The sequence below is a fragment of the Providencia sp. PROV188 genome (genome assembly GCF_027595165.1).
Classification (GTDB): Bacteria; Pseudomonadota; Gammaproteobacteria; order Enterobacterales; family Enterobacteriaceae; genus Providencia; species Providencia lanzhouensis.
In genome coordinates this window covers 306,496-332,453 of the sequence record NZ_CP097291.1, presented here as the reverse complement: position 1 = coordinate 332,453, position 25,958 = coordinate 306,496, and the positions used below count along the sequence as shown (strand labels likewise).

The window sequence follows — 25,958 nt, the reverse complement described above, 5'->3', positions numbered from 1 at the left end:
ACTAAACGCATTTTAAGCGTGTATGTTATAGCGACAAACAGCCGAAGATACAGTGAGCCCACGCTTAAGGAAGCCGACAATGCTAATCTCTCAATTGGAAAATCTATCTTGTGGTGTCGTCGTTTATTACCATAATCAGCCACAAAACTGCGTTGGCACATTCTGTGCGCGAGGTAGCGATCTTGCGGGGAAACGATTAACTGTCGATACGCCTTTGCGCATTGCGAGTAACACTAAACCCTTTACTGCAGCGGCGATTTTACGCTTGGCTGAGATGGGCAAGCTGTTTGTAGATGACAGTATTTCTCATTATATTTCACCAAAATACAATCAATTACTCTCACCAAAATACGACACCGATGCGATTACGATCCGTCACCTACTCAACCACAGTAGTGGGCTATTGGATCATGCCAACGAGGAATACCTCAAAGACGTTTTAAAACGTCCTGATTATCAATGGACACGTTCAGAGCAAATTGAGTTATATATTCAGCAAGATCACCCCTTTTTCCGCCCCTCCGAAGCTTTTATCTATTCTGATACGGGCTATATTCTGCTTGGGAATATTATTGAGCGAATGACGGGACAAGCACTGGGAGAAGCTGTCCGAGAACTCTTGAAGTTTAATGAAATTGGCTTGCAGACCGCCTACTGGGAAACATTTGAACTCCCTGCTACAACGGAACCTCGTGCAAAACAGTACCTCGGAAAACTCGATTGCTCCGACATGGATCCTTCAATGGATGTGTATGGCGGTGGTGGCTTAGTGATGTCCTCGAAACAAATGGCACAGTTCTTTGAAGCGCTATTTAGCGGTAAGATTTTTACCAAATCGGAAACCCTAGACACCATGTTAAGTGCAGGCTCCCATGAAGGGGCGCAAGGCTATCGGCAAGGGATCATGGTCAATGAGGTCAACGGTATGACACTCTATTCCCATTTAGGCTTTTGGGGTTCCGTTGCGTACTACTCACCGGCAACTCAAACCAGTGCTGCGGGGTTTGTGGATAATCGAGATTCACGGAACGAACTGATTAACGCGATTGAAGCATTGTTGACGTCTAAATAAAGCGCCATCAACACAAAAAAATAACCCTCATCAGTGAGGGCTATTTTTATTCAGTTGATCACTAACGAGTCAATGGTGCTGGAATCGGTAACGCTGGTGCAGGCCCGCCCTCTTGAGGCTCTGCGACTGCTGGAGATTCTGGCGCCGGCTCCACAACCGCAGGTAATTTAGGCCATAACACTTGCGTGAATTTCTGGCGAATTTGCTCTGCATCCATGGTCTGTTTTTCTTTCGGCTGTGCTAAGACAATCGCCGCTTCTTGAGACAGTAAACGACGCGCTTCCATATTTACTTGTTCAAGATTTTGAGTTCCTAAGAACGCTTGTCTGAGTAATTGATACTGCTCAGGTGCGATATCCACGACGCCATTTTGTTGTGAAATCAAACGCTGGCTAATTAACACATCGGTACTGGTACGCGCATATGCCGCAAACAGTTGTGATAATTGAACTTGCTTCTCTTTCATCATGTCATTGAACAGCTCTGGGTCAATACCATTTTGTTTGATTGCCGCCAGCTCATTCAACGCCACGTCTGCCACTGCTGCCATTTTTTCTGGTGGTGCAGAAATCGCTAACGTACAGCTCGCTTTTTGATACTGAACACGACAATCTAAGCCCGGCGTCACACCCTCTTCCGCAAACTTTTGTTTAAAGGACTTCTGTAATGAGCGGTAAATGGCTTCTCGAGCGAGGTCACTTCCCCAATAACGCAGCAACACGTTGGAATCTTTGATTGGCAACCAATCGATATCCCAAATTAGCGAGAGGGTATCTTGCGTTGATTTGTCTTGAAGGATATCAATTGCCTGAGGCTTCACTGACGATAAAACAGCAACTGAAACAGGCTCAGAACGCTTACCTTCTAACGATGAAAACGCTTGAGTGATACTGTCAGATAACATGCGAGAATCCACATGCCCCGCGACATATAATGTCATGACATCAGGTGTGTACCATTTTTGATAGAACGAATTCACACTGGCTAAATCGACTTTACCGTTTGGCTTCTGCCCTGGATCATAACCTAGCATCGCCGACCCATTGAGACGAGCACGCCAAACAGGGTCGTTGGCATTGACTGGTAAGGTAGCCACTGGAATATTGGGAACAGTTAACCCACTCTGTAATGAACTCTCAGTATATTGCGCCCCAGCCACAGACGTTGCCAACCAACTTAATGCTTGTTTCACCAAATCAGGGCGGTTGTTAGGCAGACTTAAACTATAAATTGTGTAGTCGTAAGAAACGACGGCTGGAGGTAACGGCATATCAGGGTCGGTTGCCTGACGCCAAAAATTTTGCAATGTAGCAGCAGGAAAAGCTTCAGATTGATGGAATAGCGCCATTCGAGGGATCAGATAACTGTACCCTTTTTCACTGGCTTTTTCAGATAACGAACCTGTTTTAATGGCTAACCGAAGTTGGATCCGATCATTTGGACGCTGTGGTGTTTGTAATAACTGCCAATTAAAGCCATTCTCGAGCTTTCCTTGCTGCCATGCTGGATCGGGTTGTAAAGGTTCAGCACTAGCAAAACCAGTGACTGATAAAAGTACCACGCCGATGATATATCGCACTTTCAAACCCTGCATGTAGACCCCTATGTTCTTTATATCCTTGTATTTAACCGTAAACAGCAACAGAAAAATTAACGAAAAACGCTAATTGACTCGGTTAAGCGATATAGTTTGGCTTCATCAAAAATTTGATTATCACTATACCCGAAAAAAACATCGCTGCATGTTATTGAGATAATTGGGCGGCGCTCAATACGCTAAGTCGCTAAGTTGATCACTAAAATGCATGTTAAACATCACCATTTATTTGCTGATATTTCGCATTTTGGATACGACAGATAGTGAGTAAGTCGCCCGAATCTTGCTGCTAACAATATGATAGGTATGTGTAATGATATTAGACCACAAACCTTATAACATGTTCATGGCTTAATCTGAATTTTGTTGTTTTATTTGACGATTATAACCTTTCGCCAATAACCCTATCTCATCATCTTGATGATATTGAGAAACTTCCAAATGGTCGACGTACTGATTTGCTTGCAACTCCCCCGCCATTTTACGCAGTGGGCGTACAATCATGCGGCTCACACACCACGTCATCGCAATGGAGATAATCAGCGCTAGCAGCAAATACGTTGTCGTTAGCAACGCAAAGGTGTTGAGTGCAAAACGGTAAACCCGGTTAGAATCCACTTGTAACGTCAAATAACCTTGAGGTTTCGCTTGTGGCGCTACCGTACCATAGGCATACAATGGAACAGTCATCTCAACCGGAATACCAATAAGCGGTAAAGACCATTCTGGGATCGGTTTCGGCGTGGCAAAGCTTAAATTCATTACCGTCGCATTATCCACCGTAACAATGGCTTTTCCCATAATCCCCGAGGTTTTCAGGCTCACAAGTAGCCTTTTGGCTTCGTTTAAATCAGAGCTAAGTAGTGAGTCCGTCAATGGTTTTTGGACTTGAACTACGGCATTGCTCAGTTGATTTAAATAATCTTGTTTGCGCTGTTCTAAGAGGTAAGTAAATTGAATGGACAAAAAAAGTGCAAGAAAAAGCAACGTAATCACAAAGAATACGACCATGCTCTTAAACGTGAGTGAACGTTGGACACGAGTGTTCATTTCCCACAACCTTCCTAATCAAGCTGCTTTTTAAAGAAAAAAATCGGACAAACAGTATACTTGATTTTCTGTATAAAGGTGCAGCTTTAAAAAAGAAAGATCACTTATTTAAGATAAGCTCCAAATTAACCGCTAAAGTGAGTAGATACAGCATAAAGAAACGGCAGAAAGTTTGCTTTTCTGCCGTTTAAAGTAATTAATTTGCGACTATTACCTGCTTTTCGTCTTCATCAACGGCAAAACAAGCGACTAACTGCTCACGGTAATTTTTCAATGCAGGCTGAGATTGCGTGCAAGGACCAAAAGCGCGTCGACAACGTGCTGCAAACGCACACCCCGGAGGCGGATTCATTGGGCTCGGTAATTCTCCCGTTAATTTGATGCGCTCACGGCGTTGGTCAGGGTTCAAACGTGGCGTCGCAGAAAGTAGCGCTTGAGTGTATGGATGCTGAGGATTGTTAAAAATCTGCTCTTTAGTCCCCTTTTCCACACAACGCCCCAAATACATCACCATCACTTCATCCGCGATATGCTCTACCACCGATAAATCGTGGGAGATGAACACATAGGAAAGCCCCAATTCTTGCTGTAAATCCATCATCAGGTTCAATACCTGAGCACGTACGGACACATCCAACGCCGATACTGGCTCATCCGCCACAACCACATCAGGGTCTAACATCAACCCACGAGCGATAGCGATACGTTGACGTTGCCCACCAGAAAACATGTGCGGATAACGGCTATAATGCTCTGTTTTCAAACCCACTTTTGCCATCATGGATAACACTTTTTCTTTACGCTGCTCTTTCGATAGCGAAGTGTTAATCAATAAAGGCTCTTCCAAAATTTGCCCGACTTTTTTACGCGGGTTCAGCGAACCATATGGGTTTTGGAAGACAATTTGGATTTTTTGGCGACGTAGTTTCTCTGCTGCTTTATCAGCAATCAGTAAGTTTTGGTCACGATAATACAGCTCACCGTCCGATGGTTGCTCAATCATTGTTAATAAGCGCCCAAGTGTGGATTTTCCACAACCTGACTCCCCAACCACCGCCAATGTTTTCCCTTTTTCTAACTCAAAAGAGACACCATCAAGCGCTTTGAGTGTTTTCTCCTTCGAGAAGACCCCGCCTTTCACGGAATAGTATTTTTTCAAGTCCACCGCTTTTAATAACGGCATTCCTTTAGCTTGTTGCTCACTCATAGCGTTGGTCTCCCCATATCATCCAGTGGCATGTGACATTTCACCTGACGGTCACCAATGGTTTGTAACGCAGGCTCCTCTTGGCGACAACGATCCGTTGCATACGGGCAACGCGGGTTGAGTAAGCATCCTTCAGGGCGGTCATATTTACCGGGTACAACACCCGGCAAAGAAGCTAAACGCGATTTGTTGCTAGCAAACTCAGGCAATGCGCGCAGCAATGCTTGGGTATATGGGTGTCTCGGATGTTTAAAAATATCCTTCGCTTTCGCAGACTCGACCACTTGCCCTGCATACATCACGATAATATGGTGTGCGGCTTCTGACACTAACGCTAAGTCATGGGTAATCAGTACTAGCGCCATATTTTCTTGTTGTTGTAATTCCAACAATAATTCAATGATTTGTGCTTGAATGGTCACATCAAGCGCCGTAGTGGGTTCATCGGCGATCAACAACTTTGGACGACAAGCAATCGCCATCGCAATCATAATTCGCTGACTCATCCCGCCAGATAACTGGTGAGGATATACATCAAGGCGTGACTGCGGATCAGGAATTCCCACCATGTTTAGCAGGTCAATGGCCCGCTGTTTACGGGTGCTTCTATTGCCCCCTTGGTGTACTTTTAACGCTTCCATGATCTGATAACCGACCGTAAAGCATGGGTTCAAACTGGTCATCGGATCTTGGAAAATCATTGCCACATCTGCGCCGACAATTTGGCGACGCTCTTTTTCAGGAATCGACAATAAATCGCGTCCATCAAACTGCAACGATTTCGCCATCACTTTGCCGGGGTAATCAATTAACCCCATAATCGCCAGTGAACTAACTGATTTACCGGAACCTGATTCGCCTACGATCCCCACCACTTGCCCTTTCTCAACTTGGTAGCTGATGCGGTCAACGGCGCGAAACGGTGTCCCTTCGTCACCAAAGTGAACGGAGAGTTCTTCTACATTTAACAATGCCATTAGATTACCTCATCACTGCTTGAGTTTTGGATCAAAGGCGTCACGTAAACCATCACCCATCAGGTTAAACGCTAATACCGTTAATAAAATTGCTAATCCTGGGAACGTTACGACCCACCATGCGCTTTGTGCAAACTGCAACACATCAGACAACATAGTTCCCCATTCTGGTGTTGGTGGCTGTGCCCCCATTCCCAGAAAACCCAGTGCAGCCATATCTAAGATGGCGTTCGAGAAGCCTAAAGATGCCTGTACAATCAATGGTGCCAGACAGTTAGGTAAAATATTGACGAACATTTGACGCAACGCCCCTGCTCCCGCCACTCTCGAGGCAGTCACATAGTCACGATTCACTTCCACGAGAACCGCGGCTCGCGTCAAACGAATATAGTGCGGTAATGCCACAAAGGTTAACGCTATCGAGGCATTGACAATCGAAGGTCCGAAAATTGCCACCAAGACCAATGCGAGTAATAAACTTGGCAGAGCCAACATAATGTCGACGATACGCATAATCAGCGCATCCACTACGCCGCCAAAATAGCCCGCAATCACCCCAATAGTGACCCCCATAATTAGGGATAACACCACCACGAGACAGCCCACTAATAACGAAAGCCTTGCTCCGTACATTAGGCGAGATAATAAATCGCGCCCGACATCATCCGTACCAAGAATAAACTCCCATGAGCCACCTTCTTCCCAGACTGGCGGCGTCAGTAACGCCTGACGGAATTGCTCATCAGGAGCATGAGGCGCTAATACACCCGCAAGGATAGCAATTAATACCATCAAGATGATGTAGAACATACCAACAACAGCGCCTTTGTTGCGCTTAAAGTAATGCCAGAATTCTTGTAAGGGTGTCATCGGCTTCGGGGCGCTGACAGCTTTCGACTCAGTTGTTTGAGACATGTTTGCGCTCCTTATTTCTTATGACGAATACGTGGGTTAACAATGCCATACAGCACATCAACCACTAAGTTAACGAAGATAATCAACGTTGCGACAAGTAAGACGCCACCTTGAACCACTGGGTAATCTCGACGTTGTAATCCTTCAATTAACCAACGACCTAATCCCGGCCATGAAAAAATAGTTTCCGTCAAAATTGCACCGGCGAGCATCACACCGACCTGCAAACCAATGACCGTGACAACCGGCAGTAATGCGTTACGCAGGGCGTGAATTAAAATCACGCGAGCACGGCTAACACCTTTGGCTCTCGCCGTACGAATATAGTCTTCCCCTAATACTTCCAGCATCGCCGAGCGAGTCATACGCACAATCACAGCCAGTGGAATGGTTCCGAGTACAATGGATGGCAAAATTAAGTGCTCCACTGCATCTTTGAAGTCTCCCGCTTCCCCCCAAATTAGGGTATCAATCAGCATAAAACCCGTGAGCGGATTCGAGTCATCAAGGAAAACAGTGTCGCTTACCCTTCCCGCAACGGGAGTGAGATCCCACTGAACAGAGACCAGCATGATCAACATGATCCCCCACCAGAAGATCGGCATAGAGTAGCCTGTTAATGAAACCCCGATCGCAGTGTGATCGAAAATCGAACCACGTTTAACTGCCGCTAAAACCCCGACAGGGATCCCAACAGAAACCGCAAAAATCATGGCGCAAGTGGCTAGTTCTACGGTGGCTAAAAAGCGAGGTAAAAATTCTTCCCAAACGCCAATGCGGCTTTTTAAGGAGATCCCTAAATCACCATGCATTATGCCGTTCAGGTAATGGAGGTATTGTTTCCAAAGTGGCTGGTCAAGTCCTAATTCAGCCATTAAGTATGCGTGTCTTTCTGGAGATAATCCGCGTTCACCCGCCATAATCATGACTGGGTCGCCTGGGATCATGTGAACGAAAGCAAAAGTAAGTAGCGTGATACCGATAAAGGTGGGGATCACGAGCCCGAATCGTCGGAGGATAAATTGCAGCATATCCTGAGTCTCTTTAATAATGCCGTCGACGGCTCTTAGTCCGCTTGGCTGGTCAGAAAAACAACGTTTTCATCTGCTCACAAATAACTAAATTTATCTGCATCTTCTGAACGTCAGAGGAGAAAACGCCCTCCGCTGCAAAGAGGCAGCGAAGGGCATTTACAGATTAAAAACAATTACTTATCAATGTCTACGTTTTCGAAGTGGTGTTTACCTAATGGATCAACCACGTAGCCTTTTACTTCTTTACGCACAGGCTCAAATACGGTGGAGTGAGCGATGATCAGCGCTGGCGCTTGTTCGTTCATGATCACTTGAGCTTGTTTGTACAGTTCTACACGTTTGTTGTGATCAGATGTCATACGTGCAGGCTGGATCACGTCTTCAAAGCTTTGATTACACCATTTAGAGTAGTTAGAACCCTGTTTTTTCGCAGCACAGCTGAATAAGGTCGCGAAGAAGTTATCAGGGTCACCATTGTCACCAGTCCAACCCATCATTACGGTTTGAGGCTCGCCGCTCTTAGCACGTTTCAGGTATTCACCCCATTCGTAGCTAACCACTTTCGATTTAACCCCGATCTTCGCCCAGTCAGCTTGGATCATTTCCGCCATTCGGCGTGCATTCGGGTTATATGGGCGTTGAACTGGCATTGCCCACAGGTCAATTTCAAAACCTTCTGGGAAGCCCGCTTCCGCCAGCAATTTCTTGGCTTTTTCTGGATTATATTCGGTATCTTTAATCGCGTCGTTGTAACCCCACATAGTTGGTGGAATTAAGTTTTTCGCTTTTTGACCCGCACCTTGATAAACCGCTTGGATAATGGCGTCTTTGTTCACGGCCATTGACAGCGCTTGGCGAACCTTTTGGTTATCCAGTGGTTTCTTTTCAACGTTGTAAGACAGGTAGCCTACGTTCAGACCTGGCTGCTCCATTAACGTAATTTCTTTATCTGCTCTCATGCGCTCTAAGTCAGCCGGATTTGGATACGGCATCACTTGGCACTCATTTTTCTGCAATTTTGCATAGCGTACTGACGCGTCAGGAGTGATAGAGAAAACTAAACGGTCAATCTTCGGTACCGCGCCCCAGTAATCTTTGTTTGCTTTGTACAGAATGCGAGAGTCTTTCTGATACTGTTGCAGTTCAAAAGGCCCTGTTCCAATTGGGTTCAGGTCAACTTTCTCTGGAGTTTTCGCTTTCATCATTTGGTCAGCATATTCCGCTGATAAAATTGATGCGAAGTCCATTGCCATATCCGCTAAGAATGGCGCTTCTGGGCGTGTTAATGTGATACGAACAGTGTTGTCATCGACTTTTTCAACTTTGTCGATGATTTTGTCCATGTCCATTCCCATAAAGTATTCATAGCTACCGCCAGAAACTTTGTGATATGGGTGGTTTGGATCTTTTTGGCGCATGAACGTATAAATCACGTCATCCGCATTTAAGTCACGGCTTGGTTTGAAATCTTTATTGGAGTGCCATTTCACACCTTTACGCAGGTGGAATGTATACACTTTACCATCGTCACTGACTTCCCAGCTTTCTGCTAAGCCCGGCTCAATTTCAGTCGTACCCAGCTTAAATTCAACCAAACGGTTATACAGAGGGATTGAACTCGCATCATAAGTTGTTCCAGAGGTGAACAACTGCGGGTTAAACCCTTCAGGTGAACCTTCAGAACAATAAACCAGTGTTTTAGCCTGTACTGAGGCAGATACTGCTAAAGCAGCTAATGTTAAGCCTACCGTCAATAAACCTGTCTTTTTCATCGAGAGCGTCATTGGTAATGCTCCTGTGGTGTATGTTGTTTTATCGAATACTGAAATCCATCTTGAATAAGACAGATGCCGTATCTGTATTTTTTGTTATTCACTGTGCAATTAATCAACTGGAATACATTTCGTCAATAGCATTATTCACTGTAACAATTTCGCTTAAATAACATTTATTGGATTATTTCTGTTCAAATATAGCCTTATATGTTACTAAAATGTTTATTTCCTAGCGGTTATAACCACAGAAACATTACTGAATAGATTTTTATAAGGACGTTAATTATTTGTATATTTGTGATTAAGTGCTGAATTACTGAGCGGAAATAGTGGGCAATACAAAAAACTGCAACATAAAACGCTAAATAGAATTCACATGAAACTATTTGTTAGCTGATTGTTTTGCATGTTTTTTATACTAAAAAGAATTATTAGCGGATTTATATATCCTCTTACCATTTTCAGGGAATCGCGGGGGAAAATACCAATCACATTATGAAGGCTGGTTTTGATAGCTAGACTTGTTTTGTTCTGAGCGCTTAGCTTAAAAGCAATGAAAAGCTTATTAATACGTAATGTGCATTAAATGATGCGTAATTGCGTAATAGTGGTAACTAAAAGGCGTTGGAAAAATAAGGGAGATAGAAACGAAAAAACCCACCTCAATGAGGTGGGTTTTAGAATTTGGTCGGCGAGAGAGGATTCGAACCTCCGACCCACTGGTCCCAAACCAGTTGCGCTACCAAGCTGCGCTACTCGCCGAAAACGGTGTGAATAATACTGCCAAGAATGGGGATCGTCAACCCTATTTTTCGCTAAAACCGTTCGTATGCTGATAAAACCATCAAAATGGTATGGTTTCTTATTTTTACGTCTATTTTTGGATAAAAAATAAGCGCTAAAAATATTTTAGCGCTTATTTATTCCAATCACTGGGAAGGTCATATTTATGCAATTATTTTCTAAACAGAAAATAACTGATTAAAAATCAACCTATTGAAGCAGTGAAATATCTGCAACTTTTAAGAATAACTCGCGAAGCTGGCTTAACAGTGTTAAACGGTTATTCCGCACAGCAGGATCTTCATCCATCACCATGACATTAGCAAAGAATTCATCAACGACGTCACGTAAAGAGGCTAACTCTACGAGTGCTTCTTGGTAGTTACGTTCAGCAAACATTGGCGCAAGCTTGTCTTGCAGTACCACAACGTGAGTGGCTAATTTCACTTCTTCTGGCGTTTTCAGTACAGACGCTAACACGCTATCAGCGAGTTTCTCTTCTGACTTACTCAGAATGTTAGAAACACGTTTGTTGGCAGCTGCCAGCGCTTGTGCTTCTTCTAAAGAACGGAAGTGAGTTACTGCTTTAACGCGCGCATCGAAGTCAGCTGGCTGAGTTGGGCGACGTGCTAATACGGCTTGGATAGTGTCGATGCTGTAGCCCAGTTCTTGGTACCAAGAACGGAAGCGACCTAGCATGAACTCAACCACATCTTCCACGACATTTTTGTTAGTCAGTTTATCGCCATATAGACGTACAGCCTCTTGGGTCATTTCCACAAGATCAAGCTGATAGCCTTTTTCAACGATAATACGTAACACACCTAATGCCGCACGGCGCAGAGCGAATGGGTCTTTATCCCCTTTCGGATGCTGACCGATACCGAAAATACCTGCGAGAGTATCCATTTTTTCAGCTAACGCTAATGCCGCAGAAACATCAGTAGATGGCAATTCATCACCCGCAAAACGCGGTTGATACTGTTCTTTTAGTGCAAGTGCAACATCTTCTGACTCACCGTCATGGCGAGCATAGTGCATCCCCATAACACCTTGAGTGTCTGTGAATTCAAAGACCATGTTGGTCATCAAGTCACATTTAGCCAGTAAGCCTGCACGGGTTGCGTGATTTACATCCGCACCAATCTTACTCGCAATCCAACCTGCTAACGCTTCTAAGCGATCGGTTTTATCACGCAGAGTACCTAGCTGTTGCTGGAACAGAACAGTTTCTAAACGTGGTAAGTTATCTTCTAAGCGCTGCTTACGGTCAGTTTTGAAGAAGAATTCCGCATCTGCTAAACGCGGGCGAACGACTTTTTCGTTACCGGAGATAATTTGCTGAGGATCTGAAGACTCAATATTTGCCACAAAGATAAAGTTCGGCATTAACTTGCCAGCATTATCATAAACAGGGAAATATTTTTGGTCGCCTTTCATGGTGTATACCAGTGCTTCAGCAGGAACTTCTAAGAATTTCTCTTCGAATTTTGCTGTTAATACTACTGGCCATTCAACCAAAGAAGCCACTTCTTCAACTAAGCTGTCGGTTAAATCTGCTTTACCGCCCAACGCTTGAGCAGCTTTTTCTGCATCGGCAATAATTGTCGCTTTACGCTCAGCATAATCTGCAATGACTTTACCGCGAGTGCGTAAAATTTCTGGATATTGTTCCGCGTTATCAATTGTGAATTCAGCTTCACCCATAAAACGGTGACCACGGATAATACGGTCGCTCTTAATACCAAGAATTTCACCCTTAACAACATCGCTACCCAGCAGTAATGTCACAGTATGTACTGGACGTACAAACTGAGTTTCTTTATCTGCCCAGCGCATTAATTTAGGGATCGGTAATTTCGCTAGTGAACGGCTAACCATATCAATCAATAATTCGCTGACTGGCTGCCCTTTCATTTGTGCGCGATACAGTAACCATTCGCCTTTATCTGTGGTTAAGCGTTCTGCTTGATCAACGGTGATCCCACAGCCACGCGCCCAACCTTCGGCTGCTTTTGTGGGTTTACCTTCAGCATCAAATGCTTGGGAAATTGCAGGGCCACGTTTTTCAACTTCGCGATCTGGCTGAGCCCCGGATAAGTTTTCCACTTTCAGCGCTAAACGACGAGGTGCAGCAAACCAGTTCACTGCTCCATGAGCGATATCTGCACCATCCAATTCCGCAGTAAAGTTAGCGGCGAATGATTCTGCAAGAGAACGAAGAGCCTTCGGCGGTAACTCTTCTGTACCGATTTCCACTAGGAAAGTCTGTTGAGTCATGACAGCCTCTTAGTTCTTATGACACATAGGGAAACCCAGCGCTTCACGAGAAGCATAATAAGCTTCTGCCACCCCTTTAGTCAGGGTACGGATGCGTAAAATATAGCGCTGGCGTTCTGTGACTGAAATTGCCTTACGGGCATCCAGTAAGTTAAAGGTATGAGCAGCTTTTAAAATACGCTCATAAGCCGGAAGTGGCAGAGGCGTTTCTAAAGCAAGCAGATATTGAGCTTCTTTTTCATACTCTTCAAAGCATTTGAATAAGAATTCAACATTGGCATGTTCAAAGTTATACGTGGATTGCTCAACTTCGTTTTGGTGATAAATATCGCCATACGTGGTTTTACCCAGTGGGCCATCGCACCAAACCAGATCGTACACGCTATCAACGCCTTGAATATACATAGCAAGACGCTCAAGACCATAAGTGATTTCACCGGTTACAGGTTTACACTCCAGACCACCCACTTGCTGGAAGTAAGTAAACTGAGTCACTTCCATGCCATTTAACCAAACTTCCCAACCCAGACCCCAAGCACCCAGTGTTGGGTTTTCCCAGTTATCTTCAACGAAGCGAATGTCATGGACAGTTGGGTCAATACCAAGTTCTTTTAATGAACCTAAGTACAACTCTTGGATATTGTCAGGCGAAGGCTTAATGATCACCTGAAATTGGTAATAGTGCTGTAGACGGTTCGGGTTTTCACCATAGCGACCATCAGTTGGTCGGCGAGATGGCTGAACATAAGCTGCTGCGATAGGCTCTGGACCTAAAGCGCGCAAACACGTCATTGGGTGTGAAGTACCTGCGCCGACTTCCATGTCCAGTGGTTGAACAATGGTACAGCCTTGGCGCGCCCAGTAATCCTGTAATGTCAGGATAAGACCTTGAAAGGTTTTGGTATCAAACTTTTGCATGTTAGATCCGCACGCGATACGTGAAATTTAAGAAAGTGACCAGTATACCCTTTGACCGCCAGATATACAGCAATGAATACGTCTGTAACCATTCTAAAAAGAAAAAAAATTAATTTCACCCCTTTAAAACTGTATTTTTATACAGTATAAAGATTCTATTCTTGCTCACAAGCTGAACATAATTAGAAAAAGGATGAAAATGGAAACCTCACTCACTCGCTGTCATTGGGTCAACCAAGATCCCGAATATATTGCCTATCACGATAATGAATGGGGAAAACCCACCAAGGATAATCAAGAATTATTCGAAATGATCTGCCTCGAAGGCCAGCAAGCAGGGCTCTCTTGGTACACTATTTTGAAAAAGCGCCAAGGGTACCGAGACCTATTCCATCAATTTGATCCTGAAAAGATTGCCTTGATGGATGAAAAAGATATAGAGCGGCTTATGCAAGACTCAAGAATTATTCGTAACAGATTAAAAATCAACGCGATTATTGCTAACGCCAAAGCTTATTTAGCGATGAAAAGCGAAGGAATAGATTTTTCTACTTTCATTTGGGACTTTGTGGACCACCAATCTATTGTGAATAAATGGACGGAATCTGCCCAAGTCCCTGCGGAAACAGAACTTTCTAAAAACTTGTCTAACGCACTGAAAAAACATGGCTTCAAATTTGTAGGTTCTGTTACTTGCTACGCCTTTATGCAAGCCACTGGGATGGTCAATGACCACCTTGTAAATTGTTGCCAGTATCGATAAATCAAAATTTATCGATGGAACCTGAATATATAACAACACAAATAAACTAAGCTTGGTCAATAAGATAACCCAAAAAACTAATTTATTACCTATGTTTGACATTTTATATGAAAAAGAACTGTAATTAAGCTATTGAACTCTAGGTGGGGGCGCGGTATGTTGGAAATTCCATTAACAACCTAATAAACAAATGTGAATAAATACAATGAATTTCTCTAAATTTGGTAATAAATTTGCTAAGAATTCAGGCATTTCAGAATTAATGAAAGACTTGAATGAAGGTCTCAGAACCCCCGGTGCTATTATGCTTGGTGGTGGGAACCCTGCTCATATTCCTGAGATGGATAAATATTTCCAAGATCTCCTCGCTGAAATGTGTGCCAATGGGCAATTGACCGATACCTTGTGTAACTATGATGGTCCTCAAGGCAAAGATGCCATGTTGAAAGCGCTAGCAGCAACTCTAAAAGCGAAACTAGGCTGGGATATCAGCGCGAAAAATATTGCGCTAACAAACGGCAGCCAAAGTGCGTTTTTCTATCTATTTAACCTACTTGCTGGTCGCTTTGAAGATGGTATCTCTCGTAAAGTGCTTTTCCCAATTGCCCCTGAATATGTGGGTTATGCAGACTCTGGACTTGATGATGATCTTTTTGTGGCAAATAAGCCGCAAATTGAATTTTTGCCTGATGGTCAGTTTAAATATCACGTTGATTTCAACACCCTTGAAATTACTGAAGATATTGGTGTAATTTGCGTATCTCGCCCAACGAATCCAACAGGAAACGTGATCACCGATGAGGAAGTGCTGCATCTTGACCAATTAGCTAAGCAACATAATATTCCATTATTGATTGATAATGCGTATGGTGTTCCCTTCCCCGGCATTATATTTAGCGAAGCCACACCATTTTGGAATGACAATGTCATCCTGTGTATGAGCTTATCAAAACTCGGTCTACCGGGAACTCGCTGCGGTATTATTATTGGTAATGAAGAGTTGATTGGTGCCATCAGTAATATGAATGGCATTATTAGTCTTGCTCCGGGTGGTATCGGTCCAAGCATCGCACTTGAAATGCTACAGCGTGACGATTTATTTGAATTATCTCAAAATGTTATAGGACCATTCTATAAACAGCGCGTTGAAGAAGTCATTAAGATCATTCGCCGCTATATCCCTGAAGATAAATGCCTTATTCATAAACCTGAGGGCGCCATTTTCTTGTGGTTGTGGTTTAAAGACCTGCCAATTAGCTGTTTAGAACTTTATCGCCGCTTAAAAGCACGTGGTGTATTGATGGTTCCGGGACATTACTTTTTCCCAGGACTTGAAGAAGATTGGCAACATGCCCATGAATGTATGCGTATGAACTATGTTCCTGAGCCGGAAAAGATTGAGCAAGGGATTCAAATCCTTGCTCAAGAATTAGAAAAAGCCTATCAAGAATCTGAACGCTAAATCTAGCAGTAGGGTTAAAAAAAGCCCTTTCCATTGAGGAAAGGGCCAAAATTAGCGAGAACTCCATAATTGAAATCGAATATATTTGTACACGACAAATCTTATTCGCGGTTATTAAACCACTTTTTCAATATCAGTTATGGCTAGAACAAAGACCAATTACGCCCTTATATAGACGGATACTTTTTCTCCATATCTTATTCCTTCCTTTATTCACAATCATAATGCCCAAAATAAGATAGCTAATAACTGCGGCGAAATAATGCGTAAAAACATCGCTAAAGGATATACCGTGGCATAAGAAAGTGCCGGTGCTCCGCTGGTTGGATGGATATTATTTGCAAAAGCTAATGCTGGTGGATCTGTCATAGAGCCTGCCAATACACCACATAGGCTTAAATAATTCATTTTTCCGAAAATGCGTGCAACTAAGCCGGTGATAAACAGAGGAATAAAGGTAATTAATAGCCCATAGCCAATCCATGTGAGTCCATCACCTTGAATAAGAGTTTCAATAAAACTCCCTCCCGAATTCAGCCCGACAACTGCCAAGAACATCACAATTCCAAGCTCTCTCAACGCTAAGTTGGCACTTGGTGGCATAAACCAATACAGTCGTCCAATGGTACCTATTCGTCCAAGGATCAAGGCAACAACTAATGGTCCGCCCGCTAAACCTAGCTTCAATGCAGCAGGAAAGCCCGGTACAAATATCGGTAACGAGCCTAAAACAACCCCCAAACCTATTCCAATAAATACAGGCAGCATCTGGACTTGCTGTAATTTTTGTTTCGCGTTTCCAAGTATTGCTGTGACCGCTTCAATTGATTCAGGACGCCCAACAATATTGAGGATATCACCAAATTGCAGTACAGAATTGTTGTTTGCCATCAGGTCAATCCCAGTCCGGTTCAAACGAGTTACCACCACATCATACTTCTGCTTGAGATTCAGTTCTTTTAAACGTTTACTTAGTACAGCGTCATTAGTCACGACCACTCGGACAGAGTGCAATACAGAACTTGAAGTTGATAATGAAGCTTCAACCTCCTCACCAAGGATTAGGCGAACTTTATTTAAGTCTTCTCTTTGCCCAACAACATGCAGTAGATCTCCAAGATGTATTTCTGTCGTCGGCTGAGGCACCACCAGCATTTCCCCGCGTTTTAGCCGCGAGCAAACAATGTCTTCACTGCCAAGCATGGGAATGTCTTGCATCATCAAGCCATCAAGATTGGTATTGCGCACCGCGATGTTCATCGTTTGCAGTGAGTCACGATGCTGAACGTTCGCACTATTAAACTCCGCAGCTTCTTTATCTACCGAGATACGAAAGATAATACGAACGAGCCACATCACCAGCAAAATACCGCAAATTCCCATTGGGTAAGCCATCGCATACCCCATTCCCATTTGTCCGACCAAACTCGGATCAGACCCTAAATCAGATAGAATTTGCTGCCCAGCCCCTAACGATGGTGTATTCGTGACTGCGCCCGAGAAAATGCCCAAAATAATTGGTAGAGGAATGTCCGCTATTTTATAGATAATAGCGGTAACGACAGCCCCTAAAATAACCACCATCAAGGCAAATCCATTGAGTTTTAAACCAGAAACACGCAAAGAAGAGAAAAAACCGGGTCCAACTTGTATCCCGATGGTATAAACGAAGAGAATCAAACCAAATTCTTGAATAAAATGCAGCATGTCATTATTGAGAGACAAGCCATAACTTCGCGCAAAATGCCCAACAATAATTCCACCAAAAAGAACCCCGCCAATCCCTAAGCCCACGTTGCGGATTTTCCAATTACCTATCCATAAGCCTAGTGCGGCAGCTAATGCTAATAAACTGACTGTAAGCGCTAATTCACTCATAGACCGCTATCCTTTTGACGACAATGAACCAAAATACGGGACATACGGAGTTATTACATTTGCAACTGAATCGATTGTGCCAAATAAACACAGAGGAAGTTGTGTGATAGAGCACAGTTCACAGCAATTCAATTATGCATTTTCATACTTTAGTTAAAAACAATTTAATTGCTAATTATTAACATCACCGACATAAAATAATACAAAAAAGAGCTATTATTCTGAGGGTATCTTAAATAATAATAGAGTTGCTCGATTGTGAATTTTTAGTTTTTAGTTATTATGATCTCTGATTAGGCAAAATTCATTTAAATGCAGGTCAACATATATATGCCAAGCTTGATTTTTTTTAGGTCGTTAGCATTTTCCACCTTATTAACTCTTACATTAAGTGGGTGCTCCAGTATTATGACTCATGCTGGCCCTACTGATAGCTATTATCCTGGGACAAAAAATAGCGTTGATATGCTGCAGCATGAAGATACCGGCTGGGTAGTTAAGCCGTTGCTGGTTATTGATTTACCATTTACTGCACTCATGGATACATTATTAATTCCGATGGATTATATGCATTCAAACGGCTCACAAGAGGCAGATTCACCAAAAAAACGTGTAGAACAACTTGATAAACAGCGACTTGATAAACAGTCACCTGATAAGCTGCAATTTGATAAACAACAGCCAAAGAACCCTCAATAATTTTCCTATATAAAAGTAGCTTATTGATGCTCTAATCAAGAATATAATACTTAAAATATAATTAATATTATTAACTTAATTTAGGTTAATAAATCCTTTATCTTACTGACCAAATTTCCATCTTTTTTAATCTATTCTATTAACCCACCGCTTATTAATTTTAAATCAATATACATGAATCAAATATTGAGCATTTAATTTAATGATTACTTAAGCCCTCTTTTTTTGAAGAATAAAAAGATGAATACCCACCTTTTTATTCTTCATGAGTGTTATTCCAGATAAACTTTAATTAGACAACCCTGTTTCAACAATATAAATCTGTCTAAACCCATTAATATCTCGCATAAATGCTACAAATTTATCATTTGGAGAAAAGACAACAGCATCTGCGACAGGGGCTATTTCTGTTCTCTGAGTTAACCGTTCTAAATCTCTAGTCGCCACATGGCAACGTACAACGCTATTGTCATACACAAAGCAGAGATACTCACCAGTTTTATTCCAACTAAATGCAGACTGAATTGAAAACTTGCCAAATGTCACCTGAGTGAGTACTCCTGTTGCCGTTGCCACCAACCATAATTGCACAATGCCATGATCATCATGCATCAAACAGGCGATTAATTCGCCATTTGGTGAAGTACGCAACCAGTGTCTTGGCTGTTTCGCTAGCCCTGGAAACTTCCGATGATGTGTATACGTTAAACGCCTTTGTTTCACACCCTTAGGCGGCGCTGGCATGGTTTTTTCGGTACCTTGCAGAGGTTCATCGCCTTGGATTTTGAATTCATTTGGATCTTCAGGTAAATCAACTAAGTAAACTTCAGGGACCACGTCACCATTTTGATGATGCGTATCTCCAATAAACGCTAATGCACGTCGTTGCCACTGGCCTTGTTGATTCATATAACCACGTTGACCAACCCATCCCTCTTCATAGGCTCGGCTAATCTCGTCGCTATTCGGAGTTGGCATCAAAGTTGTCTTCGTCACAACACTACAGAAAAAATCGCCGCTATATTCTCTTTCATGACCAATAGGTTCAATGGTCACTGCGCCTGCAGGTACGGCAACAGCCACATTGCGTTGGTCTAATTGAAGATCGATCTCATGCAAAACATGGTCATTATAGGTAAAGCTCAACCACTTCCCATCAGGGCTAAAAACATGAACATGTGTTCCACCTCTGAGCGCACCCGCCATATAAGGTGGCGTAATGCACATTGCATCAATCGGATGCGCAATACCGAGTTGGCAGTCATCAACGTAAACACCTCGGCGATGATGGAAATCATACTGCCAAGACTCATCGGGATATTCTGGACCCTGAATAAAAGCATAACGAGGCGGATTTTCAGCGCTTACAGTGACTACGCCAACATGGGCACCATGCAATCCTCGATAAATTTCTACTTTTTGATGGGTAATAACATGAATTTTTTCTATGGTTTGCCCGGTAAATGAACTGCCAATTGGTCGAACATCATAAGCTAACCACTGGCTATCTGGTGTCCAAACATTAATATTTGTAAGCTGATGACTTCGCGAATCATCAGTAATACACATTTCTTTATAAGGCATTTTATTGCTCAATCTGTTATCCTTTGACATCATTTAACATAGGCTATCGGATTACTTTAACTAATCAATTCTTTAAGAGAATAAAAAATCTCAGTCGAGAAGTTTCACAAGTAATATTACCCTTAGACAATCACTATAGTATTGAATAAAACCATCATGTTATTAAGTGTTCTCTATATTATTGGTATTACTGCCGAAGCCATGACAGGCGCTTTAGCTGCTGGACGCCGTAAAATGGATGTCTTTGGCGTCATTATTATTGCTTCTGCAACCGCCATCGGCGGTGGCTCTGTCCGTGATATTCTACTCGGTCACTACCCTCTAGGTTGGGTTGCCCACCCCGAGTACATCATGACCGTAGCAGGTGCCGCCATTGTCACCATCTGGATAGCCCCGATGATGAAACACCTTCGCCGGCTCTTCTTAATACTTGATGCGATTGGCTTAATCGTCTTCTCTATTCTTGGTGCCCAAATAGCCCTCGATATGAATTATAGCCCTATTATTGCCGCCATTGCTGCTGTAGTGACCGGTGTATTTGGCGGTGTACTTCGTGACATGCTGTGTAACACCATCCCTCTGGTTTTCCAAAAAGAAGTCTACGCGGGCGTCTCTTTTGCTGCCGCATGGTTATATATCGGCTTGCTGTATACACCACTCCCTAAAGATATCGTGGTTATTATCACGTTGGTCGCAGGTTTAAGTGCCAGGCTGCTTGCCATCCGCTACCGTTTGGGATTACCTATTTTTAATTACGAAAGCCAAGATTAACCAAAACTGATTTTCCTATCAGCCATTCGTTTAACCGCTAATGGCTGAGATCTAGCTTCTGCAAAGTATACAGTTCCTGCAAAGTGTATAGCGCCTTCTGAATTTCAGGCTCTGCCAACCAGTACTTTAATGCCTGCTTCCGCTTTTCAGATAAACCTAGCGACTCCACAGTCTCTTGTTCACTCAATTCTTCTATCGTGGATATCTTGTTTAGATGTTTAATTTCTAAAGGAATTCCGAACCCTTTCAACCAATTTGTTATTGGCTGCATAGATGTCTTTTGTAACTGGCTAAGCGCATTTGCCGTTTTCTTATTCTTAGGTAATGAATCTTGCCAATGAGGAGAAAGCCAACCAAGCAACGTTGAGAGTCCATATTGCTCTACCCATATCTTCCATGTCTTTTCGCCCACCCCGCGAATCTTTAATTGTTTACCTAGCCAAGCTAGGCGAGCAACAAATTGGGGAGCACAATCTGGTGTGTATGCTAAACAGCTCAATGAATGAAAGTTTTCGAGAGAGGATGTGTTCGGATGCAACCTAGGCTCTCGCCGCCAAATGACTTTTTCCATAAATGGCGTCCCATGTCCTGATAACGTTAACTGGATTTTATCCCCAACTAACACATCTTTTTGTTTCCAGGAATTGAGCGAACCAATGCGGATTTTACTCACTTTTTTATCATCGATTGTGACGGGTTCAATGTTAGCAATCACATTCACAGCCCCTGATTTCCCTACCCGAAAAGTTAAATTAATAACCTCTGAGACCACACTTTTTAGCGGGTATTTCCATGCTACACTCCAACTGTTTTGGTTTGCTCGCCAAACCGATGACGGCGGTGGTGGAAAGCTTTTCAAAACGATACCATCGGTTGCAAATGGCATCGGCGCTGAATAATAATGGTCACGCCACTTGGCTGCTGATTGATAGTCAGAGATTGGATGGCTATATTGTTGTACCCAATCAAATCCTAGCCTCTTTAATTCACTCAATTGACGATCCATAGCGACAGAGTTATCAGACCATGCCCAGATAAAAATGCCGATATCATCCGTGACTTGTGTAGGTAGCTCCTTGCGCATCAGCCAACCCGCAATTTTACTCCGTGCATTTTTTCCACCATCCACATTTTGTACATGTCCATTGAGTCTCCAAAATAATTCACCCTGTAAAACAAGAGGTTGCTTCGCTGAAATAGTTTTGGGGATAGCTTGAATAAAGTCGGCTTTATCTCGCCAATTAAGCCCTTCATTCCCATTGCCCCGGCTAATCATTGACACTAAACGTCCATTTTCATAGTGCAGCGTCACCGCAACACCATCGACTTTAGGTTGCAACCAAACTTCATTACGAGCCTTTATCCATGCTGCTATTTCTTCTGATTTTAATTTTTTCAATCCCGTATGGGGTATGGGATGCTTTATTAATCGTTCAGTTTTAGACTGTAACGGTTGTACTAGAGTGTCAGGTAAATTTTGACAGCGCTGCCCCTGCTGCCACTTCGCCAAAAGTTGGTCATAAACCTCGTCACTCACACCGCTCACACCGCCAATCTGATATTGCCTGTCCCACTCTTGTAGCTGCTCTCCCAGCCGCCGCTGTTCCATTCTTGTTAATTCATTATCTAATGAGCGGCATGCTTTTTGAGAATCTACGGTTTCCGCACCATAGCCTATTGAAATAACAGATTGAAGTAATAGGCAGAACCAACCAAATTTCCAGAGTTTCCTGACTGAAAAATAATGCATAATGTCCCTATTATATTTAAGTTTAAACCATGTTCCGAACCGCTATGTGTTGCATTGCATTCTGAGTCAATAAATCAAGGGTAGCAGCAGGCAATGCCGTTAATTGCATAGCGCTTCGCAAAACAGATGGTATTTTCATTAAGTTAAATTTATTTTCTGGAAGGCGTTCACAATTTTCCAATAACCAAAACTTTTTTACTCTTATTTCATGGTTAATGGATATCGCTGCATGTTGTCTTAAGTACGTGTATACTATGTAGGGTTTATCACTATCTTTTATGTCTAACCCACAAATATTCAAGAAATCATCATGATACAAGGCACGTTATATATTCTCTCTGCTCCTAGTGGCGCAGGTAAGTCCAGTCTTATCCAAGCATTACTGAAGACACAACCGTTGTATGACACTCAAGTTTCTGTTTCTCATACAACTCGAGCTGCACGCCCAGGCGAAATTCATGGCGAGCATTACTTCTTTGTTTCTGAAGCTGAATTTCTTCAGATGGTTGAGAACAATGACTTTTTAGAGCATGCCTGTGTTTTCGGTAACTACTACGGCACCTCAAAACCCATTATTGAGGAAGTCTTAAATAGTGGCGTGGATGTGTTTCTCGATATTGACTGGCAAGGTGCTCAGCAAATTCGCGCAAAAATGCCAGAGGCACGTAGTATTTTTATTCTACCGCCATCAAAAGATGAGCTATATCGCCGTCTGCGTGGTCGTGGTCAAGATAGTGATGAAGTCATTGAAAAGCGCATGTCACAAGCAGTTGGCGAAATTGAGCATTACAATGAATACGATTACGTCATTGTAAACGACGATTTCAACACCGCACTGAGCGATTTACAATCTATCATGCGTGCTGAGCGCTTGAGATTAGGTCGCCAAGTCCAGCGACATGATGCTTTAATCAGCAAATTACTAGCAGACTGAGAATAGTTTCAGTATCATATCAGGTCATTTTTTTATTTCTTTGGAGTAGCACACTTATGGCACGCGTAACTGTTCAAGACGCAGTAGAAAAAATTGGTAACCGTTTTGACCTCGTACTGGTCGCAGCACGTAGAGCTCGTCAGTTACAAACTGGTGGTAAAGATCCTTTAGTTCCAGAAGAAAACGATAAGCACACTGTTATCGCGCTACGTGAAGTAGAAGAAGGTTTAATTAACGGTCACATTTTGGATGTGCGTGAACGCCAAGAACAGCAAGAGCAAGAAGCCGCTGAAATGCAGGCAGTTTCTGCGATCGCTGAAGGTCGTCGCTAATTACTAAGGTGGGTCTGCCTTGTATCTGTTTGAAAGCCTAAATCTAATAATTCAGCAATATCTCCCAAAAGAGCAAGTTGAATTACTGAAAAAAGCCTATGTTGTCGCACGGGATGCTCATGAAGGGCAGACCCGTTCCAGTGGTGAGCCTTATATTACTCACCCTGTTGCTGTTGCTTGTATTCTGGCTGAAATGCGTTTGGATCATGAAACACTGATGGCTGCGCTACTTCATGATGTGATTGAAGATACTCCAGCGACATTTCAAGACATAGAGCAGCTGTTTGGAACTACCGTCGCCGGCTTAGTCGAAGGGGTTTCCAAACTGGATAAGCTGAATTTCCGCGACAAGAAAGAAGCTCAAGCAGAAAACTTCCGTAAAATGATCATGGCAATGGTGAAAGATATCCGTGTCATTTTGATCAAACTGGCAGACCGTACTCACAATATGCGCACGCTTGGGTCATTACGACCCGATAAGCGTCGCCGCATAGCGCGTGAAACACTGGAAATTTACAGTCCTCTCGCGCATCGCTTAGGTATCCACCATATTAAAACCGAACTCGAAGAGTTAGGTTTCGAAGCGCTGTATCCAAACCGTTATCGTGTTATCAAGGAAGTGGTGAAATCCGCTCGTGGTAACCGTAAAGAAATGATCCAAAAAATCCTTTCTGAAATTGACGGTCGATTAACGGAAGCAGGTGTACCCTGTACAGTCAGTGGTCGCGAAAAACATCTGTATTCTATCTATCGGAAAATGCATCAAAAAGAGCAGCGATTCCATTCCATTATGGATATCTATGCTTTTAGGGTCATCGTTGAAGACGTTGATACCTGCTACCGTGTTTTAGGGCAAATGCACAGTCTTTATAAACCTCGTCCGGGGCGAATCAAAGACTATATTGCTATTCCTAAAGCTAACGGATACCAATCCCTCCACACCTCATTAATTGGACCTCATGGGGTACCTGTCGAAGTACAAATTCGTACTGAAGATATGGACCAAATGGCCGAAATGGGTGTTGCTGCTCACTGGGCATATAAAGAACAAGGCGAATTGGGAACCACTGCGCAGGTGAAAGCCCAGCGTTGGATGCAAAGCTTGCTCGAACTCCAACAGAGTGCGGGAAGCTCATTTGAATTTATTGAAAGCGTAAAATCAGACCTCTTTCCTGATGAAATTTACGTTTTCACCCCCGAAGGTCGTATTGTCGAATTACCGACAGGCGCAACACCGGTGGACTTCGCGTATGCCGTGCATACTGACATTGGGCATGCTTGTGTGGGTGCACGAGTTGATCGCCAACCTTACCCACTCTCCCAGTCACTTTCTAGCGGTCAAACGGTAGAAATTATTACGGCTCCAGGCGCTCGACCAAATGCGGCATGGTTGAACTTTGTGGTAAGTTCAAAAGCACGTGCAAAAATCCGTCAGTTACTGAAGAATTTAAAACGCGAAGACTCCGTTAATTTAGGTCGTCGCCTACTCAATCATGCGCTAGGTACAGGCACCAAAATCACGGATATACCTCGTGAAAGTATTGATGCCGAATTAGCTCGCATGAAGCTCCACTCTATTGACGATTTACTTGCCGAAATTGGTTTAGGTAATGCCATGAGTGTTGTAGTAGCTCGTAACTTGCAAAGTAACCCTCAGAGTGCTCAGTCAAGTGCCGTTGAAGAACCAGTGATTACGGAAAACCGTAATAAGCTGTCCATCAAAGGGGCTGATGGAGTCTTAATTACCTTTGCTAAATGCTGCCGTCCTATCCCGGGCGACCCAATTATTGCGCATATTAGCCCAGGTAAAGGATTGGTTATTCACCATGAATCTTGCCGTAATATCCGTGGTTATCAGAAAGAACCGGATAAATTTATGGCTGTTGAGTGGGATACCGAGACAGACACGGATTTTATCGCTGAAATTAAAGTTGATATGATAAACCATCAAGGTGCCCTTGCTAACTTGACCGCCGCTATCAATGATGCGAACTCAAGTATTCAAAGCATGAACACTGAAGAAAAAGATGGTCGTGTTTACTGCGCCTTTATTCGCTTGTCGATTAAAAACCGTATTCAATTGGCTAACGTGATGCGTAAAATTCGTATCATGCCAGATGTTCTACGCGTCAGCCGTAACCGTAATTAGTCGATATCATTAAAAATACGAACTCTCA

General features: G+C 43.1%; 20 protein-coding genes and 1 tRNA gene. 8 read left to right on the top strand and 13 right to left on the bottom strand.

Annotated features, from left to right (window positions below):
- The first annotated feature begins 79 nt into the window (after positions 1 to 79).
- On the top strand, positions 80 to 1,072 hold the full coding sequence (locus tag M5X66_RS01465; protein ID WP_154599879.1) for a serine hydrolase domain-containing protein: 993 nt from the start codon (positions 80 to 82) through the stop codon (positions 1,070 to 1,072).
- A 61-nt stretch (positions 1,073 to 1,133) separates the two neighbouring features.
- On the opposite strand, the gene M5X66_RS01460 is transcribed toward M5X66_RS01465, so the two are convergent.
- The 10 genes from M5X66_RS01460 to glyQ form a co-directional block, all read right to left on the bottom strand.
- The gene (locus M5X66_RS01460; RefSeq protein WP_036948628.1) at positions 1,134 to 2,666 is read right to left on the bottom strand and encodes a M16 family metallopeptidase; all 1,533 of its coding nucleotides are present in this window, start codon (positions 2,664 to 2,666) and stop codon (positions 1,134 to 1,136) included.
- Positions 2,667 to 3,020: 354 nt separating this feature from the next.
- Positions 3,021 to 3,719 carry a HAMP domain-containing protein gene (locus M5X66_RS01455; protein ID WP_036948625.1) on the bottom strand — a complete coding sequence of 233 codons (699 nt, stop codon included), beginning with the start codon at positions 3,717 to 3,719 and terminating at the stop codon, positions 3,021 to 3,023.
- Positions 3,720 to 3,915: 196 nt separating this feature from the next.
- Complete coding sequence (dppF, locus tag M5X66_RS01450) at positions 3,916 to 4,926, bottom strand: dipeptide ABC transporter ATP-binding subunit DppF (RefSeq protein WP_036948621.1); 1,011 nt, start codon at positions 4,924 to 4,926, stop codon at positions 3,916 to 3,918.
- Positions 4,923 to 5,903, bottom strand: coding sequence for a dipeptide ABC transporter ATP-binding protein (gene dppD / locus M5X66_RS01445; RefSeq protein ID WP_036948618.1), 981 nt, complete (start codon positions 5,901 to 5,903; stop codon positions 4,923 to 4,925). Before dppD ends, dppF begins: the two co-directional genes overlap by 4 nt.
- A 12-nt stretch (positions 5,904 to 5,915) precedes the next feature.
- A complete protein-coding gene (dppC, locus tag M5X66_RS01440; protein WP_108478736.1) occupies positions 5,916 to 6,818 on the bottom strand; it encodes a dipeptide ABC transporter permease DppC in 903 nt (300 codons plus the stop codon).
- 11 nt (positions 6,819 to 6,829) lie between these two features.
- A complete protein-coding gene (gene dppB, locus M5X66_RS01435; RefSeq protein WP_036948611.1) occupies positions 6,830 to 7,849 on the bottom strand; it encodes a dipeptide ABC transporter permease DppB in 1,020 nt (339 codons plus the stop codon).
- Between the two features lie 176 nt (positions 7,850 to 8,025).
- The gene (gene dppA, locus M5X66_RS01430; RefSeq protein ID WP_154637303.1) at positions 8,026 to 9,636 is read right to left on the bottom strand and encodes a dipeptide ABC transporter periplasmic-binding protein DppA; all 1,611 of its coding nucleotides are present in this window, start codon (positions 9,634 to 9,636) and stop codon (positions 8,026 to 8,028) included.
- Between the two features lie 676 nt (positions 9,637 to 10,312).
- A tRNA-Pro gene (locus M5X66_RS01425) sits at positions 10,313 to 10,389 on the bottom strand.
- 231 nt (positions 10,390 to 10,620) lie between these two features.
- Positions 10,621 to 12,690, bottom strand: coding sequence for a glycine--tRNA ligase subunit beta (glyS, locus tag M5X66_RS01420; RefSeq protein WP_036948602.1), 2,070 nt, complete (start codon positions 12,688 to 12,690; stop codon positions 10,621 to 10,623).
- 9 nt (positions 12,691 to 12,699) lie between these two features.
- Entirely contained in the window at positions 12,700 to 13,608 is a 909-nt protein-coding gene (gene glyQ, locus M5X66_RS01415) for a glycine--tRNA ligase subunit alpha (protein ID WP_006659589.1), read from the bottom strand.
- Positions 13,609 to 13,807: 199 nt separating this feature from the next.
- On the opposite strand from glyQ, the gene M5X66_RS01410 reads away from it, so the two are divergent.
- Together M5X66_RS01410 and M5X66_RS01405 are read left to right on the top strand one after the other, a co-directional pair.
- Positions 13,808 to 14,371 carry a DNA-3-methyladenine glycosylase I gene (locus M5X66_RS01410; RefSeq protein WP_154633913.1) on the top strand — a complete coding sequence of 188 codons (564 nt, stop codon included), beginning with the start codon at positions 13,808 to 13,810 and terminating at the stop codon, positions 14,369 to 14,371.
- A 205-nt stretch (positions 14,372 to 14,576) separates the two neighbouring features.
- The gene (locus tag M5X66_RS01405) at positions 14,577 to 15,833 is read left to right on the top strand and encodes a valine--pyruvate transaminase (RefSeq protein WP_108478732.1); all 1,257 of its coding nucleotides are present in this window, start codon (positions 14,577 to 14,579) and stop codon (positions 15,831 to 15,833) included.
- Between the two features lie 219 nt (positions 15,834 to 16,052).
- On the opposite strand, the gene M5X66_RS01400 is transcribed toward M5X66_RS01405, so the two are convergent.
- A complete protein-coding gene (locus M5X66_RS01400; RefSeq protein WP_036948594.1) occupies positions 16,053 to 17,711 on the bottom strand; it encodes a putative transporter in 1,659 nt (552 codons plus the stop codon).
- 408 nt (positions 17,712 to 18,119) lie between these two features.
- Here M5X66_RS01400 and M5X66_RS01395 point away from each other — a divergent pair, with 408 nt between their 5' ends.
- The gene (locus tag M5X66_RS01395; protein WP_230083380.1) at positions 18,120 to 18,410 is read left to right on the top strand and encodes a YceK/YidQ family lipoprotein; all 291 of its coding nucleotides are present in this window, start codon (positions 18,120 to 18,122) and stop codon (positions 18,408 to 18,410) included.
- A gap of 288 nt (positions 18,411 to 18,698) precedes the next feature.
- On the opposite strand, the gene M5X66_RS01390 is transcribed toward M5X66_RS01395, so the two are convergent.
- Positions 18,699 to 20,027, bottom strand: coding sequence for a DUF3748 domain-containing protein (locus M5X66_RS01390; protein WP_187369818.1), 1,329 nt, complete (start codon positions 20,025 to 20,027; stop codon positions 18,699 to 18,701).
- A gap of 123 nt (positions 20,028 to 20,150) precedes the next feature.
- Between M5X66_RS01390 and M5X66_RS01385 the strand changes: the two genes are divergently transcribed.
- Positions 20,151 to 20,765 (top strand): trimeric intracellular cation channel family protein, encoded by a 615-nt coding sequence (locus M5X66_RS01385; protein ID WP_036948588.1) that lies wholly within the window; start codon positions 20,151 to 20,153, stop codon positions 20,763 to 20,765.
- A 37-nt stretch (positions 20,766 to 20,802) separates the two neighbouring features.
- On the opposite strand, the gene ligB is transcribed toward M5X66_RS01385, so the two are convergent.
- A complete protein-coding gene (gene ligB, locus M5X66_RS01380) occupies positions 20,803 to 22,515 on the bottom strand; it encodes an NAD-dependent DNA ligase LigB (RefSeq protein ID WP_036948586.1) in 1,713 nt (570 codons plus the stop codon).
- A gap of 310 nt (positions 22,516 to 22,825) precedes the next feature.
- Between ligB and gmk the strand changes: the two genes are divergently transcribed.
- The 3 genes from gmk to spoT are packed head-to-tail and all read left to right on the top strand — an operon-like array spanning position 22,826 to position 25,930.
- Positions 22,826 to 23,449 carry a guanylate kinase gene (gene gmk / locus M5X66_RS01375; RefSeq protein ID WP_036948585.1) on the top strand — a complete coding sequence of 208 codons (624 nt, stop codon included), beginning with the start codon at positions 22,826 to 22,828 and terminating at the stop codon, positions 23,447 to 23,449.
- Between the two features lie 56 nt (positions 23,450 to 23,505).
- Entirely contained in the window at positions 23,506 to 23,781 is a 276-nt protein-coding gene (rpoZ, locus tag M5X66_RS01370; RefSeq protein ID WP_006659598.1) for a DNA-directed RNA polymerase subunit omega, read from the top strand.
- 19 nt (positions 23,782 to 23,800) lie between these two features.
- Positions 23,801 to 25,930, top strand: coding sequence for a bifunctional GTP diphosphokinase/guanosine-3',5'-bis pyrophosphate 3'-pyrophosphohydrolase (gene spoT, locus M5X66_RS01365; protein WP_154599873.1), 2,130 nt, complete (start codon positions 23,801 to 23,803; stop codon positions 25,928 to 25,930).
- Positions 25,931 to 25,958: the final 28 nt, after the last annotated feature.